At 68.9% G+C, this 17694-nt stretch carries 21 protein-coding genes; 18 read left to right on the forward strand and 3 right to left on the reverse strand.

Features of this window, described 5'->3' with window-relative positions; translation table 11 throughout:
* Nucleotides 1–13: 13 nt before the first annotated feature.
* The 3 genes from ACZ5BH_RS07260 (at nt 14) to ACZ5BH_RS07270 (ending at nt 2802) form a co-directional block, all read left to right on the forward strand.
* A complete protein-coding gene (locus ACZ5BH_RS07260; protein ID WP_464888591.1) occupies nt 14–940 on the forward strand; it encodes an ExeA family protein in 927 nt (308 codons plus the stop codon).
* Nucleotides 937–2028 (forward strand): tetratricopeptide repeat protein, encoded by a 1092-nt coding sequence (locus tag ACZ5BH_RS07265; RefSeq protein WP_464888592.1) that lies wholly within the window; start codon nt 937–939, stop codon nt 2026–2028. The genes ACZ5BH_RS07260 and ACZ5BH_RS07265 overlap by 4 nt, the downstream gene beginning before the upstream one ends.
* 189 nt (nt 2029–2217) lie before the next feature.
* A complete protein-coding gene (locus tag ACZ5BH_RS07270) occupies nt 2218–2802 on the forward strand; it encodes a porin family protein (protein WP_464888593.1) in 585 nt (194 codons plus the stop codon).
* A 118-nt stretch (nt 2803–2920) separates the two neighbouring features.
* On the opposite strand, the gene ACZ5BH_RS07275 is transcribed toward ACZ5BH_RS07270, so the two are convergent.
* The gene (locus tag ACZ5BH_RS07275) at nt 2921–3391 is read right to left on the reverse strand and encodes an aminoacyl-tRNA deacylase (protein WP_464888594.1); all 471 of its coding nucleotides are present in this window, start codon (nt 3389–3391) and stop codon (nt 2921–2923) included.
* A gap of 81 nt (nt 3392–3472) precedes the next feature.
* On the opposite strand from ACZ5BH_RS07275, the gene ACZ5BH_RS07280 reads away from it, so the two are divergent.
* Together ACZ5BH_RS07280 and ACZ5BH_RS07285 are read left to right on the forward strand one after the other, a co-directional pair.
* Nucleotides 3473–3721 (forward strand): hypothetical protein, encoded by a 249-nt coding sequence (locus tag ACZ5BH_RS07280; protein ID WP_464888595.1) that lies wholly within the window; start codon nt 3473–3475, stop codon nt 3719–3721.
* A gap of 18 nt (nt 3722–3739) precedes the next feature.
* Nucleotides 3740–3946, forward strand: a complete 207-nt coding sequence (locus tag ACZ5BH_RS07285) for a dodecin (RefSeq protein WP_464888596.1) — start codon at nt 3740–3742, stop codon at nt 3944–3946.
* A gap of 177 nt (nt 3947–4123) precedes the next feature.
* Here ACZ5BH_RS07285 and ACZ5BH_RS07290 read toward each other — a convergent pair whose 3' ends face one another.
* Complete coding sequence (locus ACZ5BH_RS07290; RefSeq protein ID WP_464888597.1) at nt 4124–4831, reverse strand: phosphoribosyltransferase family protein; 708 nt, start codon at nt 4829–4831, stop codon at nt 4124–4126.
* A gap of 81 nt (nt 4832–4912) precedes the next feature.
* On the opposite strand from ACZ5BH_RS07290, the gene ACZ5BH_RS07295 reads away from it, so the two are divergent.
* The 13 genes from ACZ5BH_RS07295 (at nt 4913) to ACZ5BH_RS07355 (ending at nt 16209) form a co-directional block, all read left to right on the forward strand.
* The gene (locus ACZ5BH_RS07295; RefSeq protein ID WP_464888598.1) at nt 4913–5386 is read left to right on the forward strand and encodes a hypothetical protein; all 474 of its coding nucleotides are present in this window, start codon (nt 4913–4915) and stop codon (nt 5384–5386) included.
* Nucleotides 5383–6327: a biotin synthase BioB gene (bioB, locus tag ACZ5BH_RS07300; protein ID WP_464888599.1), complete on the forward strand. Its 945-nt coding sequence runs from the start codon at nt 5383–5385 to the stop codon at nt 6325–6327. Before ACZ5BH_RS07295 ends, bioB begins: the two co-directional genes overlap by 4 nt.
* Nucleotides 6328–6347: 20 nt before the next feature.
* Nucleotides 6348–7514, forward strand: a complete 1167-nt coding sequence (bioF, locus tag ACZ5BH_RS07305; protein WP_464888600.1) for an 8-amino-7-oxononanoate synthase — start codon at nt 6348–6350, stop codon at nt 7512–7514.
* Nucleotides 7511–8296 (forward strand): pimeloyl-ACP methyl ester esterase BioH, encoded by a 786-nt coding sequence (gene bioH, locus ACZ5BH_RS07310; RefSeq protein WP_464888601.1) that lies wholly within the window; start codon nt 7511–7513, stop codon nt 8294–8296. The genes bioF and bioH overlap by 4 nt, the downstream gene beginning before the upstream one ends.
* Nucleotides 8286–9158 (forward strand): malonyl-ACP O-methyltransferase BioC, encoded by an 873-nt coding sequence (gene bioC, locus ACZ5BH_RS07315; protein WP_464888602.1) that lies wholly within the window; start codon nt 8286–8288, stop codon nt 9156–9158. Before bioH ends, bioC begins: the two co-directional genes overlap by 11 nt.
* Nucleotides 9155–9820 carry a dethiobiotin synthase gene (bioD, locus tag ACZ5BH_RS07320; protein ID WP_464888603.1) on the forward strand — a complete coding sequence of 222 codons (666 nt, stop codon included), beginning with the start codon at nt 9155–9157 and terminating at the stop codon, nt 9818–9820. The genes bioC and bioD overlap by 4 nt, the downstream gene beginning before the upstream one ends.
* 370 nt (nt 9821–10190) lie before the next feature.
* Complete coding sequence (locus tag ACZ5BH_RS07325; protein WP_464888604.1) at nt 10191–10508, forward strand: c-type cytochrome; 318 nt, start codon at nt 10191–10193, stop codon at nt 10506–10508.
* 80 nt (nt 10509–10588) lie between these two features.
* Nucleotides 10589–11350 (forward strand): cytochrome c oxidase subunit 3, encoded by a 762-nt coding sequence (locus ACZ5BH_RS07330; protein WP_464888605.1) that lies wholly within the window; start codon nt 10589–10591, stop codon nt 11348–11350.
* A 46-nt stretch (nt 11351–11396) separates the two neighbouring features.
* The gene (locus ACZ5BH_RS07335) at nt 11397–12209 is read left to right on the forward strand and encodes an SCO family protein (protein WP_464888606.1); all 813 of its coding nucleotides are present in this window, start codon (nt 11397–11399) and stop codon (nt 12207–12209) included.
* Nucleotides 12202–12999: a cytochrome c oxidase subunit II gene (coxB, locus tag ACZ5BH_RS07340; protein WP_464888607.1), complete on the forward strand. Its 798-nt coding sequence runs from the start codon at nt 12202–12204 to the stop codon at nt 12997–12999. The genes ACZ5BH_RS07335 and coxB overlap by 8 nt, the downstream gene beginning before the upstream one ends.
* A 1-nt stretch (nt 13000) precedes the next feature.
* On the forward strand, nt 13001–14581 hold the full coding sequence (locus ACZ5BH_RS07345) for a cytochrome c oxidase subunit I (protein WP_464888608.1): 1581 nt from the start codon (nt 13001–13003) through the stop codon (nt 14579–14581).
* A gap of 60 nt (nt 14582–14641) precedes the next feature.
* Complete coding sequence (gene cyoE / locus ACZ5BH_RS07350) at nt 14642–15556, forward strand: heme o synthase (RefSeq protein ID WP_464888609.1); 915 nt, start codon at nt 14642–14644, stop codon at nt 15554–15556.
* 11 nt (nt 15557–15567) lie between these two features.
* On the forward strand, nt 15568–16209 hold the full coding sequence (locus tag ACZ5BH_RS07355; RefSeq protein ID WP_464888610.1) for an SCO family protein: 642 nt from the start codon (nt 15568–15570) through the stop codon (nt 16207–16209).
* Between the two features lie 79 nt (nt 16210–16288).
* Here ACZ5BH_RS07355 and ACZ5BH_RS07360 read toward each other — a convergent pair whose 3' ends face one another.
* Complete coding sequence (locus tag ACZ5BH_RS07360; RefSeq protein ID WP_464888611.1) at nt 16289–17644, reverse strand: cbb3-type cytochrome c oxidase subunit I; 1356 nt, start codon at nt 17642–17644, stop codon at nt 16289–16291.
* Nucleotides 17645–17694: the final 50 nt, after the last annotated feature.

Consider the following 17694-nt stretch of genomic DNA (forward strand, 5'->3'; position numbering starts at 1 on the left):
TGGGGCGGCGCTCATGTATCAGGAACATTTCGGACTGCGTGAACTGCCGTTCTCCATCACCCCGGACACCGGCTTCTTCTTCTCCTACGGCCACTACGCCGATGCCCTCAACACCCTGCTGGTGGCCCTGCGCGCCGGCGAGGGCTTCATCAAGGTCACCGGCGAAGTGGGCACCGGCAAGACCCTGCTCTGCCGCAAGCTGCTGGCCACCCTGGACCGGCAGTTCGTGGCGGCCTACCTGCCCAACCCCATGCTCACCCCCTACGGCCTGCAGAGCGCGGTGGCCGAGGAACTGGGCGTGCCGGCGCAGGGCCAGCCCAACGCCCACCAGTTGCAGAAGCGCATCACCGAGCGGATCCTGAAACTGAACGCCGAAGGCAAGCGGGTGGTGCTGTGCCTCGACGAGGCCCAGGCGATGCCCATCGAAACCCTCGAGACCCTGCGCCTGCTCACCAACCTGGAAACCGAGAAGCGCAAGCTGCTGCAGGTGGTGCTGTTCGGCCAGCCGGAGCTGGAAGAGAAGCTCAACCGGCCCGAGATCCGCCAGCTGCGTCAGCGCATCACCTTCGCCTACCGCCTGGAGCCCATCGATCGGGAGGGCATGAACGCCTACGTGCAGCACCGGCTGATGGTGGCCGGGCACCAGGGCGGCGGCAGCCTGTTCCGGCCGCCGGCCCTGCAACAGCTCTACCGGGGCAGCGGCGGCATCCCCCGGCTGGTCAACATCCTGGCCCACAAGTCGCTGATGGCGGCCTACGGGCGGGGCGACCCGGTGGTGGATCGCGAACACGTGCGCATGGCCATCGCCGACACCGAAGACGTCTCGAACCGCGATGGCGGGCGGGGCCTGTGGTGGCTGGCCGGGGGGCTGCTGACGACGCTGCTGGCCGCGGCGGGCTGGCTGCTCTGGCAACGCCTGCAGCAGGGAGGCAGCCCATGAGCCTGATCAACCAGATGCTGCGGGATCTCGACCGCCGCCAGGATCGCGCGGATGGTCCGGGCGCGGTGCCCCCCGCCTACCGCCAGGGCCGGCCGCCGCGCCGTTCGCCCTGGCTGATTCTGGCCTTCGCCGCCAGCGTGCCGCTGGCCGCCCTGGTCGGCTGGCTGGCCTGGGAGCGGTTTGCGGCCGCCCCCGTGGCCGAACCGGCGCCCGCCGCCGCCGTCGAGGCCCCCCGGCCGGCCGGGCCCGCGCGGGCGGCGCTTGCCGCCACGCCCGCCGGACCCCGGCCCGAGGCGGCGTCCCGCCCTGCGCCACCGCCGCCTGCCCCTGCGGCCGAGCCCCGCGCCCGGGAAACGGCCCGGGCGCCGGAACCGGCGCCGCGGCGACCGGCGGCCACGCAGCAGGCGCCGCCCCCGCCGGCGCCGGCGATGGCCGGCGCCGAAGCCCCCTCGCCAGCCGATGACGCTTCCCCGGGCACGGTGCGCAAATCGCCGCGCCCCGTCACACCGCTGCAGCGGGCCGAGGAACACTATCGCCGCGCCTACACCCTCCTGAGCCAGGGCCGCCAGGAAGCGGGCGAGGCGGCCCTGCGCAAGGCGCTGGCGGCCGCGCCCGATCACGACAAGGCCCGCGAACTGCTGGCTTTGGTGCTGATCCGCGGCGGCCGCCTGGTGGAGGCCGGCGAGGTGCTGCGCGAAGGCCTGCGGCGCAATCCGGGCCACCGCCAGCTGGTGCGGATCTATGCCGAAGTGCTCGACCGCCAGCAGCGCACCGCCGTGGCCGTGCGCCTGCTGGAGCAGTACCGGCCGGCGCGAATCGAGCGCGATCCGGCCTATTTCGCCCTCCTGGCCGCCTACTACCGCAAGCAGGGCCGTCAGCAGGACGCGGCCAGCCTGTATCGCCAGCTCACCCGCTTGCGGCCCGACAACGGCGTGTGGTGGATCGGGCTCGGCCTCTCGCTCGAGGCGCTTGCCCAGCCGGCGGCGGCTGCCGAGGCCTACCGCAAGGCCCGCGACACCGGCGCCCTGAACGCGGCCCTGCGCCGCTTCGTGGCCGGCAAGCTGAAAACATCCCCCGAAGCACCGTAACCGGCCGCAATCCGGCCTGCGCTGAGCCAACACGCCGGAACGAAGGGCACCCTCTCCCCCGCGATGCGGGGGAGAGGGGTGGGGTGATGGGGAACCGGATCCCCAAACTGTGAACCCGCTCCATGGCGGCCGGTCCAATCCGATCCTATACTGCAATCAGGACCGGCATTCCGCCGGCATGGACCTGTCATGCGCCCTTCTTCCGTTTTTCCTTTTCTGCTCGGCCTTATTCTTCCTGCCGGCGCGGCACACGCCGGCGAGGTCGGACTGCGCTGGCAGGTGGACTACAAGCAGGTGCGCCTGGACGAACTCGGCCGCCGCCTCATCACGCCCGATTTCATGAGCCTCAGCGCCGAGGTGGGCACCCAGTTCGACCAATACGATGCCCGCATCCTCTATCCGGTGCGCCAGGCGGGGTTGCGCCTGGATTTCGGCCTGCACCTGCGGCACATCGAAGGCTATGCCAGTCTTCCCGCCGGCGGCACCGCGGCGGGGGCGGATCGCGCCACGCTCAACACCACCATCCCCTCGTTCTATGCCTCGGCCCTGTTCGACCTGCCCTTCCAGGGCCTCTCGGCCGGTTTCGAAGGCAGCCGTTCCGGCCTCTCCGATCGCCTGTTCGACTACCGGGCCAAGCTCCAGTACCAGTGGCGCAACGGCTTCGGCCTGCAGGGCGGCTGGCAGCACCAGCAGATGACCCTCGACCCGGCACTCGACACCGGCCCCGTCCTCACCAATTTCGGCCCCTATCTGGATTTGCGCTGGCAATTCTAGATCCGAGGGACGAAGGACGAGTGGCGAGGAAGAACTTGTAGGAGCGGCGCGAGCCGCGAAAACCTCCGCCGGCGCCTGGGCATTTGCCAAAAATGTTGCGTTGCTGCGCGAACATCCCCTACCCGCCCCCAAAATGCCCCCAGTGCGCATCCGGCAGGAGCCGGGGGAAGTCTTCGCCGTCCACCCGCACCAGTTCCAGGTGATCGCCGGCCTCGAAGAACACGCTGGCCAGGGCGCGCAGGCGCTCGTCGGCGTAGGTCTCGAGGCCCCAGGCCGGGCCCACCGGCGGGATCGCGCCCGGCTCGCAGTCGGGAAACAGCCGATCCACGTCGTCCTCGGCGGCCAGCACCATCTTTCTGCCCGCCGCCTCGGCGAGGGCATGCAGGTGCAGCCAGCCGTCGGCGGGGATCACCGCCATGGCGAAGCGGCCTGCCTCGTCCCGCACCAGGACGGCCTTGGCGATGTGATCCGGCGGCACGTGCGCCGCTTCGGCGGTCTGCCGGCTCGACAGCGTGCGCGGGTGGGGCAGGAGATCGTAGTCCACGCCACGTTGCCGCAGCCAGGTTTCGAGGGTTGGGGCCATGGTCATGGCAGTATCCTCGCTCGGGAGGGAGGGGAATCAAGATACCGCGAAGCCCGGGCCGAGGCCACCCCGTGGTAAGCTGGCACCATGACCGACACCCCGCTCGAACTGCAGGTCGAAACCCGGCAGGACGAACGCGGCGAGCCCCTGCCCTGGCGCTTCCACTTCGGCCGCCGGCCGGTGGAAGTGGTGGAGGTGCAGGATCGCTGGATCGGGCCCGACTACCGCTACTTCAAGCTGCTGGGCGACGACGGGGGCACCTACATCCTGCGCCAGGACCTCGAGCACCCCCGCTGGGAACTGATCCTGTTCGATGCCCGCGGCCTGCGCGAATGACCACACCGGGAGACACCCATGCAAGACCACGTCTACAAGCTGATCGAAATCGTCGGCTCCTCCACCGAAAGTTCGGACAAGGCCATCGAGAACGCCATCGCCAGGGCCGGCGAAAGTCTCCATCACCTCGACTGGTTCGAGGTGGTGGAAACCCGCGGCCATCTCAGGGAAGGGCGCATCGCCCACTGGCAGGTGAAAGTGAAGATCGGTTTCCGCCTCGACTGAATCCGCATGAAATGGGTTCTGCTCATCCTGGGCCTGATCCTGAGCGTGCTGATCGGCAATCTGCTGATGCTCGGCCGCGGCCCGGGGGCGCGGCGCAGGCCGCCGGAAAAGCGTGACGAGTGACGAGGGACGGTGAGAAACAGTGCGCGGATGTTTGCATCGCACCATGTCCTTGGCTCATCCCAGCCGTTTCGTGGCCCTGGCCGCGGCCCACACCACTACCCGCCGGGCGCCGGCGCGCCGCAGCAGGCGGGCGATTTCGCCCACCGTGCTTCCGGTGGTGACCACGTCGTCCACGATGGCCACGTGGGAGCCGGGGAGGGGGGCGGTCAGTGCGAAGGCGCCGCGCAGGTTGCGGCGGCGCGCTTTGGCGTCCAGTCCCTGCTGGGGCGGGGTGGGCCGGGTGCGGCGCAGGGCGGCGGGCAGCAGGGGCAGGTCGAGGCGGCGGGCCGCGAAGCGGGCGATCTCCACGGCCTGGTTGAAGCCCCGCTGGCGCAGGCGGGCCGCGTGCAGGGGCACGGGCAGCAGGCAATCGGGGCGGGGCCGGTCGCTGACCGCCTCGGCCAGCAGGTGTCCCAGCAGGCGCGCGGCCGGCAACCGTTCGCGGAACTTCAGGGCGCCGACGAAGCCGGGCACCGGCGTCTCCCAGGCCAGGGCCGCCACCAGCGCGTCGAAGGGCGGGGGGCGCCTCAGGCAGCGGCCGCAGGGCAGGTCGGTGGGGGCGGCCAGGGCTTCGCCACAGCGCGGGCAGGGATGGGCGGTGCGCGGCAGATCGGCCTGGCAGGGTGGGCAGAGGCCGGATGGTGACCGGGTGTCCGCACCGCACAGCAGGCAGGGGAAGCTTGGGTGGAAAATCTGGTCGATCCGTAACCAGTTGTAAACCATGTGCATCCCTGCGAGTTGACAGGTGGCGTCCTGCCCCTAGAATGGCGGTCCCGTTTCCGCCAAGTCTAGACTCAGGTTCTCATGGAATCCAATCCCCCCGGTGTCTCCGGCGGCACCCGCGAGATCTCCGCCGCCAATGCGCGCCTGATGGCCCGCCTCTTCTACCTGGGCAATCTGCTGGCCTTCCTGCCCGGCCTGGTGGTGGCGCCCTTCCTGTTCATCACCGAGCCGGCGAAGACCATGATGATCTTCATGTTCCTGTTGATGGTGGTGCCGCCGATCCTGTGGTTCGGGATCTCCATCATGGTCTACATCGTCGCCCGCCACCATCCCAATCCCCGCGTCGGCCATCACACCCAGCAGGCGGCCTACCTGTTCTACGGCGCCCTGGGGGTCATCATCCCGGTGGGCACCTTCTTCGGCACCGACTGGAAGCTGTGGATTGTCACCGGCGGCCTGGTGGCGCTGGTGGTGGTGCCCTGGTCGGCCCTGGCCCTGTGGCGCATCCGCCGGGAAGACTGGCAGGACACCACCTACGAGGCCGAACACCCATGAGCGAGATCCGTCATGACTGGCGCGACGCCGAAATCGCCGCGCTCTACGAACTGCCTTTCAACGATCTGCTGTTTCGCGCCCAGCAGGTGCACCGCGCCCACTTCGATCCCAACCAGGTGCAGGTGAGCACCCTGCTGTCGATCAAGACCGGGCGCTGTCCCGAGGACTGCGGCTACTGCCCGCAGTCGGTGCGCTACGACACGGGCCTGGAGGACGCGCCCCTGCTGCCGGTGGACGAGGTGCTGGAACAGGCCCGCGCCGCCCGCGAGCGGGGCGCCAGCCGCTTCTGCATGGGCGCCGCCTGGCGCGCGCCCAAGGATCGCGATCTCGATCAAGTGGTGGAGATGGTGCGCGAGGTCAAGGCCATGGGCCTGGAGACCTGTCTGACCCTGGGCATGCTCACCGAGGCCCAGACCGCGCGCCTGCGCGAGGCCGGCCTCGACTACTACAACCACAACCTCGACACCTCGCCCGACTTCTACGGCGAGATCATCACCACCCGCACCTACCAGGACCGGCTCGACACCCTGGCCCGGGTGCGCGAGGCGGGGATCAAGGTCTGCTGCGGCGGGATCGTCGGCATGGGCGAGGATCGGGCCGATCGCATCGGCCTGCTGCGCGAGCTGGCCAACCAGCCGCAGCATCCCGAGAGCGTGCCCATCAACCTGCTGGTGAAGGTGGAGGGCACGCCGCTGGCCGAGGCCGAGGATCTGGATCCCATCGAGTTCGTGCGCACCATCGCCGTGGCCCGGATCCTCATGCCCAGGTCCTGGGTGCGCCTGTCCGCCGGGCGCGAGGCCATGGACGACGCCCAGCAGGCCCTGTGCTTCCTGGCCGGCGCCAATTCCATCTTCTACGGCGAGAAGCTCCTCACCACCCCCAACCCGGCGGCGGATCGGGACCGGGCCCTGTTCGACCGGCTCGGCCTGCAGGCCGTGTGAGGGCTCCGCGCGGCGGCGCCATGCGCCTGGACGACTTCCTGGCCCGGGAACTGGCGGCCCGCCGCGAGGCCGGGCTGTACCGCCGGCGGCAGGTGCTCGAGTCGCCCGCCGGGGCCACGGTCACGGTGGCCGGACGGCGCCTGCGCAACTTCTCCGGCAACGACTATCTCGGGCTGGCCGGCCATCCCGAGGTGCGCGCCGCCTTCGCCCGCGCCGCCGAACGCTGGGGCGCGGGCAGCGGCGCCGCCCACCTGGTGACCGGCCACCAGCGTCCCCATCACGCTCTCGAGGAAGCGCTGGCCGACTTCACCGGCCGCCCGCGGGCCTTGCTGTTCTCCACCGGTTACATGGCCAACCTCGGCGTGGTGAGCGCCCTGCTGGGGCGGGGCGACACGGTGTTCGAGGACCGGCTCAACCATGCCTCGCTGATCGACGCCGGGATCCTCAGCCGGGCCCGCCTGCGCCGCTACGCCCACGCCGAACCGACGGATCTGGACTCGCGCCTGGCGGGCGAGGCCCATGGCGCGAAGCTGGTGGTCACCGACGGCGTGTTCAGCATGGACGGCGACGTGGCGCCGCTGGGCGAACTGGCCAGCGCCTGCGCGCGGCACGCTGCCTGGCTGATGGTGGACGACGCCCACGGCTTCGGCGTGCTGGGCCCGGGAGGCGGCGGCAGCCTGGCCGCCGCCGGCCTGGGGATGGACGAGGTGCCGATCCTCGTCGGCACCCTGGGCAAGGCCTTCGGCACCTTCGGCGCCTTCGTCGCCGGCAGCGAGGATCTGATCGAGATGCTGATCCAGGCTGCCCGCAGTTACGTCTACACCACGGCCCTGCCGGCGGCGGTGGCCGAGGCCACCCGCGCCAGCCTGGCCCTGGCCCGGCGCGAGGAGTGGCGGCGGGAGAAACTGGCCACCCTGGTGGCCCGCTTCCGTGCCGGGGCCGCCGAGCTGGATCTGCCGCTGATGGCCTCGCAAACCCCCATCCAGCCCCTCGTGCTCGGTGAAGCAGGGCGCGCCATGGAAGTGAGCGCCCACCTACGGAATGCCGGTTTCCTGGTGAGCGCCATCCGCCCGCCTACCGTGCCCCGGGGCACGGCGCGCCTGCGGATCACCTTCAGTGCCGCCCACGAAGAGGCCGACGTGGACGCCCTGCTGACGGCCCTGGAAGAAGCGGGAGCGGCGGCGTGAGCGGCGCGCTTCACGTGACGGTGCGCGGGCAGGGGCCGGACCTGGTCCTGCTGCACGGCTGGGCCATGCATGGCGGCGTGTTCGCGCCCCTGCTGACGCACCTGGAGGCGGACTTCCGCCTGCACTGCGTGGATCTGCCGGGCCACGGCCACAGTGCGGAAATCGCCGGCGGTTCGCCCGCCGCCCAGGCCGAGGCCATCCTGGCGGCCGTCACGCCCGGTCTTGCGGGGCCGGCCCTGTGGCTCGGCTGGTCGCTCGGTGGCCTGCTGGCCCTGGCCGTGGCCGGGCAGCGGCCCGAGGCGATGGCCGGGCTGCTGCTGCTGGCTAGCGCGCCGCGCTTCGCCCGCGCTCCCGACTGGCCGGCAGGCATGGACACCACGGTGCTGGCCGGCTTCGCCAGGAACCTGGCCACGGACCACGCCGCCACCCTGCAGCGTTTCCTGGGTCTGCAGGTGATGGGCGAGCCGGCGGCGCGGGCCAGCCTGCGGCAGCTGCGCGAGGTGCTGGAAACGGCGCCGGCGCCACGGCCCGGCGCCCTGGCCGCCGGCCTCGCCATCCTGCGCGAGGCCGATCTGCGCGCCACCTGGCAGGCCCTGCCTGCGCCCGTGGCCCTGCTCGGCGGGGCGCGGGATCGCCTGGTGTGCCCCGCGGCCCTCGAGGCGGCTCATGCCCTGCGCCCCGCTGCCGCCCGGCGCCTGCTGGAGGGCGCCGGTCACGCGCCCTTTCTCACTGCCCCCGAGGCGGTGGCCGGTTTCGTGCGGGAGTTCGCCCGTGGAGCCTGAGCTGCGCCCCGACAAGGCGCAGATGCGCCGCGCCTTCGCCCGTGCCGCCGCCGGTTACGATGCAGCGGCGGTGCTGCAGCAGGAGGTGGGCCGGCGCCTGCTGGCGCGGCTGGATCTGATCCGCTTCACGCCCGGCCGGGTGCTCGACGCCGGCTGCGGCACCGGCGCCTGCCTGCCCGGCCTGCGCGAACGCTATCCCCGCGCCGAGCTGCTGGCCCTGGACATCGCCGAGCCCATGCTCGCCCTGGCCCGCCGCCGCGGTGGCTGGTGGCAGCGCCGGCGTCGCCCCGTGCGCTGCCTGTGCGGCGACGTGGAACGCCTGCCGCTGCGGGACGAAAGTGTCGATCTGGTGTTCTCCAACCTCACCCTGCAATGGTGCGCCGATCTGCCGGCGGTGTTCGCCGAACTGCAGCGGGTGCTGCGCCCCGGCGGCCTGCTGCTGTTCACCAGCTTCGGCCCCGATACCCTGCACGAGCTGCGCGCGAGCTGGGCGCAGGTGGACGCCGCGCCGCATGTCAACGTCTTTCCCGACATGCATCACGTGGGCGACTGGCTGCTTCAGACCCCCTTCGCCGATCCGGTCACCGACGTGGAGCGGATCACCCTCACCTACGAGGACCTGTTGGGGATCATGCGCGATCTGAAGGCCATCGGTGCCCACAACGTGCTCGGCGGCCGGCCCCGCGGCCTCACCGGCAAGGCCCGCCTGGCCGCGCTGCGCGAGGCCTACGAAGCCCATCGCCGCGACGGCCGCCTGCCGGTGACCTACGAAGTGGTCTATGGTCATGCCTGGAAACCGCAGGCGGGCGGCCAGCGGCAAACGGTCTGCTTCACCCCCACTCCGCCGCAGGAGGCCAGATGAACGACGGCGTCTTCGTCACCGGCACCGATACCGAAATCGGCAAGACCTTCTTCAGCGTGCAACTGGTCAAGGCCCTGCGCGCCCGGGGCCGGCGCGTGGCGGTGATGAAACCGGTGGCCAGCGGCGCGCAGCGGGTCGCCGGTCGGCTGCGCAACGAAGACGCCCTGGCCCTGCTGGCCGCCGCCGGCACCGATCAGCCCTACGAGACCTGCAATCCCTTCTGTTACGCCCCGCCCATCGCGCCCCACGTGGCCGCGGCGCAGGCCGGGGAGCGGATCGACACGCAGCGGATCGTGAACCAGGCCCGTGCGCTCGCCGCCGGTGCCGATTTTCTGGTGGTGGAAGGCGTGGGCGGCTGGCGCGTGCCCCTCGACGATAACGAAGACGTGGCTGCCCTGGCCGCGCGCCTGCAACTGCCGGTGATTCTGGTCGTGGGCTTGCGTCTGGGTTGTATCAACCACGCCCTGCTCAGCGCCGACGCGATCTGCCATGACGGCGTTCCCTTCGCCGGCTGGGTGGCCAACCGGATCGATCCCGCCGCGCGCAACGTCGAGGCGATGATCGATACCCTCCGCCGGCGCATCGCTGCGCCCCTGCTTGCCGAACTGGGCCATGGCGCCGGGCGCAGCGCGCTGGACCCGGTGGTCGATGCCTTGCAATAGCCGTTCCGAATTTCGAGGGCGTGTTTTCGCATAGTCGCATATAGCGGTATTTTGATATGCGGCCCTGGCCGTCTTTCCCCCTTGCAGCCGTTTCCCGAGTGTGTATATCATCACTGCCAACCCTGACACCGAACACGATATGCCAGCTTGCATTCGGTTCCCGGGTCATGAAGAAAGCGCCTGCCATGACGGGCGCCAACAACAAATACCACCAACAATAAAAGTTTCTTCCGTGCGGTCATCATTCATGCCGTAACACGACAAGTATCACGCACGGTGTTGTCTTGTCCGGCTTGCCGGGCAGCCACATCGCCCGACGTTGTAGTGCTGGATTCCTGAATCTGTTTCTTGTGAATGGAGGAGGAGAGTCTTGAAGCATCTACCCGTCTGTACCGTTGTCGTTTCCTCGTTGCTGTTGTTCGCATCCCCCGGGCTCCTGGCCGCCGATCTCGCGGCGGGCAAGGAGAAGGCGGCCACCTGCGCCGGTTGTCACGGCGCCAACGGCCGGGCCGCCAATCCCCAGTGGCCCAATCTGGCCGGCCAGAACAAGGAATACCTGATCAAGCAGTTGAAGGATTTCAAGGCCGGCAATCGCAAGAACGATCTCATGTCGCCCATGGCCCAGTCCCTCTCCGACGAGGACGTGGAGAACGTGGCGGCCTGGTTCAGCAGTCTGCCCTGCCAGTAGGGCGGGAGGCGCGTGCGCCCCGGCGCGCGTGATTCCCTGGCATCGTTCTTCGTTTTCTTGCGCATTTGGGGGAGTCCGACATGACTGAGCATGCTGCTGCACACGAACACGCCGAAGAGGTCAGCATCTGGCCGGCGGTGATTTCCATCGGCATCCTGTTTGCGGTGCCTTTCGCCTTTTCCTTCCAGTTCGTCTATCACAACGGCCTGTACGCGGCCCTCTCGCTGGGGCTGGGGGTGCCGCTGATCGTCATGGGCATCGTCGGCTGGGCGTACGAGGCGCTGCATTCCGAACCCGTGGCCGAGGGCTTGGCGCCACCGGCCATGGGCTGGTTCATCGTCGCCGAGGCGCTGATCTTCCTCTCCTTCTTCGCCACCTACTGGGTGGTGCGCCTGGGCGCGCCCGTATGGCCGCCCGAAGGCACGGTGGAATTGCCGACCCTCATGCCCCTGATCATGACCGGGGTGCTGGTGACCTCCAGCTTCACCATCCATTTCGCCGAAGGCCGCCTGGCGCAGGACGATCGCGCCGGCTTCATTCGCTGGCTGATCCTGAGCATGCTGCTCGGCCTGGCCTTCATCGGCATGTCGGCCTATGAGTGGAACCACCTGCTGCACGCGGGCTTCACGCCGGCCACCAACATCTTCGGCACCGCCTTCTATACCATCACCGGTTTTCATGGCGCGCACGTGATCGTGGGGCTGGGGATCTTCACCGCCATGCTCCTGCCGGCCCTGCGCGGGCGGATCAACGAAGGGCTGGTGAAATCGGGGTCCCTCTACTGGCACTTCGTGGACATCATCTGGTTCTTCGTGGTCTCCCAGGTCTACTTCTGGGTGTAGGGTGCGATGGCTCGGACGCAGACGCGGCAGGCGGGCCCTGGCCCTGTTGCCGATCACGCTGGCCGGACTGGGCTGGCCGGCGGGTCCGCTTCAGGCCCTGAGCGACGGCAACACCGAATCCACCCTCGACCCCCAGGTGGTGGCCATCGACGAGCGGGCCTTTCTCGGCGTCCGGCTCGATGGCCATTACCGACTGCGCGATGCCCGGGGGCAGACCTTCACGCTGGATCGCTATCGCGGCAAGCCGCTGATCCTGCTGTTTTCCTATTACACCTGCGATGGCCTGTGCGGCACCATCAACCGGCACCTGCAGACGCTCGTCGACGGCGTGCAGCGTTTTCGTGCCGGTCGCGATTTTCAGGTGCTCACGATCTCCTTCGACAAGCACGACACGGTGGAGCGCATCGCGGCGTTCCAGCGCCGCAACCGGCTCGCCGAACGGCCCGGCTGGCACCTGGCGATCCTCGACAATCCCGCCGACATCGTGCCGCTGACCGCCAGCGTGGGGGTGCGCTTCTTCTGGTCGTACCGGGATCGGGTGTTCGTGCACCCCAATGCCTTCATCTTCGTCTCGCCGCAGGGCCGGGTGGTGCGCTACCTGTACGGCACCCTCGTCACGCCACGGGACGTGGAGCTGGCCCTGATCGATGCCAACTGGGAAAAGATTTCCACCTCCGGCAAGTTGATCGACATCCTCGCCGGAGTGTGTTTCAGCTACAACTTCAAGGAAGGACGCTACACCGTCAACATCCCGCTGTTCGCGGGGCTCGGCGCCCTGTTGCTGGGTTTCGTGCTGGTGGCCACGTCCTTCCTGGTGGCGAAAAAGAAACTGCACAGGAGGGAGGCGACAAATGGCTGAACCGATGAAGCGGTGGATGCGGCGGGCCGGGGCCCTGCTGGGGCTGGCAGCGCTGTGGGGGGGGGTGGCGCTGGCCCAGGGGCGCGTCGAGACCCAGCGGGTGTTGCCGGGCGAATGGCAGGTGGAGGAACGGGTAATCCCCGACAACGTGGCCGGCTGGGATCACCTGTGGAAGGAGATCATGATCGACATCACCGTGATCGGCGTGATCTTCGCCCTGGTGACCCTGTGGTTCCTGTTCCGGTATCGCCGCCGCGATCCCGACCAGGAAGGCGCCATGCCGAAACTCAGCGCCGCCCAGGCCGTGGGCTGGGCGGTGATCCCGGTGTTCGTGTTCATGGCCGACGACTTCTACCTGGCCGCCCAGGGCTGGCAGCTCTGGAACGACTATCGCAACGTGCCCGAGGATCGCCTGGAGATCCGCCTCGAGTCGGCCATGTGGACCTGGGACTACACCTATCCCAACGGCGTGAAGACCTTCAACGAGCTGCGGGTACCGGCGGGCAAGCCGGTGCTGCTGCGCATGACCTCGCGCGACACCATCCACAGCCACTGGATCCCCGACTACCGGGTCAAGGAAGACTCCATGCCCGGGCGCATCACCTACATCTGGTTCATGCCCAAGGTGCCGGGGGAACATGTGGTGACCTGCGCCGAATACTGCGGGCACCTTCACTCGCGCATGAAGGGCAAGTTGATCGTCATGGCGCCCGAGGACTTCGAGGCCTGGTATCAGGCCGAAGGAGCGAAACGGCAGCAGGCGAAGCTCGAAACCACAGGAGGAGCATGACATGGCAGGCGTATTGCGTGAATGGCTGTTTACCACCGACCACAAGAAGGTGGGCATCCTCTATCTGATCGGCTCTGTGGCCGCCTTCGCGGTGGCCGGGATCATGGCCCTGCTGATGCGCGCCGAGCTGTCGGCGCCCGGGCCCACCATCACCGAGAACCCGAGCGAATACAACGTGTGGCTGTATTTTCACGGCGCGGCGATGATCCTCGGTTTCCAGATCCCGGCCCTCACCGGCTTTCTGGCCAACTACCTGGTGCCCCTGCAGATCGGCGCCAAGGACGTGGCCTTCCCGCGTCTCAATGCCCTGAGCGTGTGGCTGTTCTTCGCCGGCATCATCCTGGCCCTGCTGACCTTCGTGATGCCCGATCCGCCCGACGTGATGTGGACTGGCTATCCGCCCTATTCGGAGATCACCCAGGGCAACACGGCCTTCTATTCCTTCACCGTGCTGCTGCTGGGCTTCGCCTCCATCCTGGGCGGGGTCAACTTCCTGACCACCATCGCCTTCATGCGCGCGCCGGGGATGGGCTGGAACCAGCTCAACATCTTCACCTGGACCATCTTCGCCGCCTTCATCCTGCAGCTCATCTTCGTGCCGGTGCTGGGCACGGCGGTGACCATGATCATGTTCGACAAGTACCTGGGAACCAACTTCTTCGACCCGGCCCAGGGCGGTGACGTGCTCATCTACCAGAACCTGTTCTGGTTCTATTCGCACCCGGCGGTGTACGTGATCTTCCTGCCCTTCATCGGCATCGTCTTCGACATCGTGGCCACCTTCGCCCGCAACCGGATCTTCAACTACAAGATGGTGGTCTACGGCGGCATCGGGGGCATTCTGCTGCTGGCCGGCGAGGTGTGGATCCATCACCTGTACGTGACCGGCATGCCCGACTGGCTGCGGGTCGGGCAGATGGTCACCACCCTGCTGATCTCGGTGCCGGTGGGGCTGATGTTCATCGGCCTGGTGGGGACCCTCTACAAGGGGGCCATCACCTTCACCACGCCCATGCTCTATGCCCTGTCGGTGATCTTCCTGATGCTGATCGGCGGCCTCACCGGCATCCCGCTGGCGGTGGCCTCCATCGACATCCACGTCTCCGACAGCTACTTCATCCCCGGCCATTTCCACTACGTGATGGCGGTGGCCGGCACCTTCGCCATCTTCGGCGGGATCTACTACCTGTTCCCCAAGATGACGGGCAGGATGTACAACGAGACGCTGGGCAAGACCTCGTTCTGGATCACCTTCGTCGGCGTGAACCTGGTGTTCTTCCCCATGATGATGGCCGGTCTCGAGGGCATGCCCCGCCGCTACTGGGACTACAGCCAGTTTCCCCAGGTAGAGGGCCTGCACCACCTGATGACCGCCGGCGCGGTGCTGGTGGCCATCGGCTTCTTCCTGGCCCTGGTCAACTGGATCCAGGCCCTGTTCAAGGGCCAGCCGGCGGGCAGCAACCCCTGGGGCTCCCGTTCGCTGGAGTGGACGACCGCTTCGCCGCCGCAGCACGGCAACTTCCCCGAGATCCCGGTGCTGTCGAAGGAGTGGAGTCCCTACGCCTACGGCACCAGCCAGTGATGTGAACCGGCGGGCCGTCCGGCCCGCCACCTGCCGCGTCGATCGCCCAAGGAGTCCGTCATGCCGCAAGCCGCCATTGCCACCGCCCTGCCGCTGCCCCTGTGGAAGCGCTATCTGGATCTGTGCAAGCCGAAGGTGGTGCTGCTCATCGTGTTTACCGCGCTGGTGGGCATGTTCCTTTCCACCCCCGGCATGGTGCCCTGGCCGGCCCTGATCTTCGGCACCCTGGGCATCGGCCTGGCGGCCGCCTCGGGGGCGGCGCTCAACCACTGGGTGGATCAGCGCATCGACGCCCTGATGGATCGCACCCGGCACCGGCCGCTGCCCCAGGGCGAGCTGGCCTCGGGCAGCGCCCTGGCCTTCGCCCTGTTGCTGGGACTGCTGGCCATGGCCCTCCTGCTGGCCTTCGTCAACACCCTTACGGCCGTGCTCACCTTCATCGCCCTGATCGGCTATGCGGTGATCTACACGGTGTTCCTCAAGCGCATCACGGCCCAGAACATCGTGCTCGGCGGCGCCGCCGGGGCCGCTCCGCCGGTGCTGGGCTGGGCGGCGGCCACCGGCGAGGTGCATCCCGAGGCGATCCTGCTGTTCCTGATCATCTTCGTCTGGACCCCGCCCCATTTCTGGGCCCTGGCCATCCGCCGCCGGGACGACTATGCCCGGGCCGGGATCCCCATGCTGCCGGTGACCCGCGGCGTGGCCGTCACCAAGCGCTACATCCTGCTCTATACGCTGGTGCTGGTGGCGGTGAGCGTGTTGCCCTTCGTGATGCACATGAGCGGCCTGCTGTACCTGGCCGGGGCGCTGGCCCTGGGCGTCGGCTTCCTGCACAACGCCATCGCCCTGTACCGCGCCCGCGACGACGGCCCGGCGATGAAGACCTTCGGCTATTCGATCTTCTATCTGAGCGCCCTGTTCGCCTTCTTCCTCGGCGATCACTACCTGCGCCTGTTCCTGCGCCACTGGCTCTGAGGAGCGCGGCGATGACCCTGGCCGCGGCGGGCAAACGGCTGCTTCTGTTTCTGGTCCTGGTGGCGATCGGCGTGGCGGGCCTGGCCGCCAAGCGCCAGTGGCGGGCCGAGGCGCTGCCCGCCCCGGCCGAGGACGGCATCACCCGCCTCTCGCCTCCACTGGCCCTGCGCGACTTCCGGCTGCAGGCCACCACGGGCGAGGCGTTCACGCCGGCCTCCCTGCGCGGCCACTGGTCGTTGCTGTTCTTCGGTTATACCCACTGCCCCGATGTCTGTCCCGCCACCCTCAAGGTGTTGCAGGCGGTGAACGCCCGGCTGCGCCGCCGCGGCTTGGCCCCGCAGAGCGTGTTCGTCACCGTGGATCCGGCGCGGGATGACGTGGGCACGCTGGCGCGTTACCTGGCCTGGTTCGAGCACGCGGGGCTCGGCGTCACCGGCGAGGCGGCGGAACTGGCGGCGCTGCGCCGCCAGCTCGGCGTGTACGTGGAGGAATCGGCCGGCCGCACCGCCGCCGGCTATCTGCTCGCCCACACGGATCGCCTGTTCCTGATCGATCCACGGGGACGGGTGGTGGCCCTGTTCAGCGAACGCACCGACATCCGTCGCCTCGCCCGGCAGATCGGCACGGTGATGGAGAGCGGGGGAGAAGGGTAGGCGCGGACGCCAGTAAATAAGCATTTTGAGCCACTTTCCAACGCCGGATCGTGCCGTCAGAGGGTTTTTCAACAGCCTGTTAGGTCCGCCGCCCCGTCAAGGCGCGGAGCATGACGACCACGAACAGCAGGCCGCCGATGATGGCGATGAGGCCGCCGAGGCCCATCATGGCCATGCCGGCGATTTGCGGCAGGTCGTGCAACTGCTGGGCGGCGCCGGCGGTCTTGCGCTGCACGCCGTAGCCGCCGGACCAGGCCAGGCCCAGGATGTGCAGCAACTGGCCGCCGGCGTAGATCCCCGGCTGCCAGCGGGCCAGGCGGGAGACGGGCGCGGCGAAGCCGAGTTGCGGCAGCAGGGCGTAGGCGGTGCCCATGAAGGCCAGGGTCACGCCCACGATGGAGCCATGGTAGTGGGCGGGGATCACCACGTTGATGCCGTGGATCAGCCAGGCGATGACGCCGCCGGCGGCGAACAGCAGCAGGGAACTGTAGAGAGCGGCGCGCAGCGGGCGCTGATGCGGTGCCGGCCGGGCGCGGTGGCGCAGGTTGCGGCCGATCAGGTAAAGGCCCAGGGGAATGGTGGCCAGGCCGCCGCCGTACTGCATCAGCCGGGTGTAGCCCAGGCGCGCCTCGCCGCTGAGCACCGGATGCTGCAGGGCCAGGATCGGCACGTAGAGGAGGGGCAGGATCCCCAGGGTGAACAGGGCGATGACCCAGGCCGGGCGCAGCGGCGCGGCGAGACCGGCGGCGCAGGCCAGCACCAGCCAGCACAGCGCCAGCAACTGGGTATGGGTGAACTGCAGCACGTGGCCGGCGCCCCAGAACAGGAACTCGAAATAGCCGTGGGCATCGAGATCGGCGGGCAGTTCCCGCAAGGTCCAGAGAAACACCAGCAGAGCGAGGGCGGCGGCCAGGGCCGCGCTGAGGCTGCCGAAGCGCAGGGCGTCCGCCGCCGACAGGGGGGTGCGCCAGTGCAGGCCGCCGCCCAGGGTGCCGATCACCAGCAGCCCGAGGCCCGCGCCGATCAGGGCCAGGGCGGTGTGGAAGGCGGGATGCTGCAACACCGGCAGATAGTTGTTCATCAGCGGATCGCCGATGCCCGCGAAGGGCAGTACGGCCATCAGCAGCGTGCCTGCGGCGCACAGGCCGAGCGCCAGGCGGTCGAGGCGCGGCCGCTGGGGCACGGTCACGTTCCATAGCACGCCGGCGAAGGCCACGAACCAGATGAACACCGACATGTCCACGTGCACCACCAGCGCCGTGTGGAAGAAGTCGAGCCAGGGGATCACGGCCTGGATCCCGGGCGTGCGCGACAGGACCAGCAGGATGGCGAACACGCCGGCGACCACCAGGGCCGCCACGCCGAGCCACAGCCAGCGCAGCGGGGCGCGGCGGTCGGCGGAGTCTTCCAGGGTCAGTGCATAGGGACAGTGCATGACGTTTCCTTGGGCGAGCAATACGAGGACGAGGCAATGAAGGGCAAAGC

Source organism: Thioprofundum lithotrophicum, assembly GCF_055387065.1.

Bases quoted from the DNA above. Each gene is read 5' to 3' on its own strand.
- bioF (WP_464888600.1), top strand. From the start codon at position 6,348: ATGCGCCTGGACGACTTCCTGGCCCGGGAACTGGCGGCCCGCCGCGAG.
- ACZ5BH_RS07265 (WP_464888592.1), top strand. From the start codon at position 937: ATGAGCCTGATCAACCAGATGCTGCGGGATCTCGACCGCCGCCAGGAT.
- ACZ5BH_RS07345 (WP_464888608.1), top strand. From the start codon at position 13,001: ATGGCAGGCGTATTGCGTGAATGGCTGTTTACCACCGACCACAAGAAG.
- ACZ5BH_RS07355 (WP_464888610.1), top strand. From the start codon at position 15,568: ATGACCCTGGCCGCGGCGGGCAAACGGCTGCTTCTGTTTCTGGTCCTG.
- cyoE (WP_464888609.1), top strand. From the start codon at position 14,642: ATGCCGCAAGCCGCCATTGCCACCGCCCTGCCGCTGCCCCTGTGGAAG.
- ACZ5BH_RS07295 (WP_464888598.1), top strand. From the start codon at position 4,913: ATGGAATCCAATCCCCCCGGTGTCTCCGGCGGCACCCGCGAGATCTCC.
- ACZ5BH_RS07260 (WP_464888591.1), top strand. From the start codon at position 14: ATGTATCAGGAACATTTCGGACTGCGTGAACTGCCGTTCTCCATCACC.
- ACZ5BH_RS07290 (WP_464888597.1), bottom strand. From the start codon at position 4,831: ATGGTTTACAACTGGTTACGGATCGACCAGATTTTCCACCCAAGCTTC.
- ACZ5BH_RS07360 (WP_464888611.1), bottom strand. From the start codon at position 17,644: ATGCACTGTCCCTATGCACTGACCCTGGAAGACTCCGCCGACCGCCGC.
- ACZ5BH_RS07285 (WP_464888596.1), top strand. From the start codon at position 3,740: ATGCAAGACCACGTCTACAAGCTGATCGAAATCGTCGGCTCCTCCACC.
- ACZ5BH_RS07330 (WP_464888605.1), top strand. From the start codon at position 10,589: ATGACTGAGCATGCTGCTGCACACGAACACGCCGAAGAGGTCAGCATC.
- ACZ5BH_RS07275 (WP_464888594.1), bottom strand. From the start codon at position 3,391: ATGACCATGGCCCCAACCCTCGAAACCTGGCTGCGGCAACGTGGCGTG.
- bioB (WP_464888599.1), top strand. From the start codon at position 5,383: ATGAGCGAGATCCGTCATGACTGGCGCGACGCCGAAATCGCCGCGCTC.
- bioD (WP_464888603.1), top strand. From the start codon at position 9,155: ATGAACGACGGCGTCTTCGTCACCGGCACCGATACCGAAATCGGCAAG.
- ACZ5BH_RS07270 (WP_464888593.1), top strand. From the start codon at position 2,218: ATGCGCCCTTCTTCCGTTTTTCCTTTTCTGCTCGGCCTTATTCTTCCT.
- ACZ5BH_RS07280 (WP_464888595.1), top strand. From the start codon at position 3,473: ATGACCGACACCCCGCTCGAACTGCAGGTCGAAACCCGGCAGGACGAA.
- coxB (WP_464888607.1), top strand. From the start codon at position 12,202: ATGGCTGAACCGATGAAGCGGTGGATGCGGCGGGCCGGGGCCCTGCTG.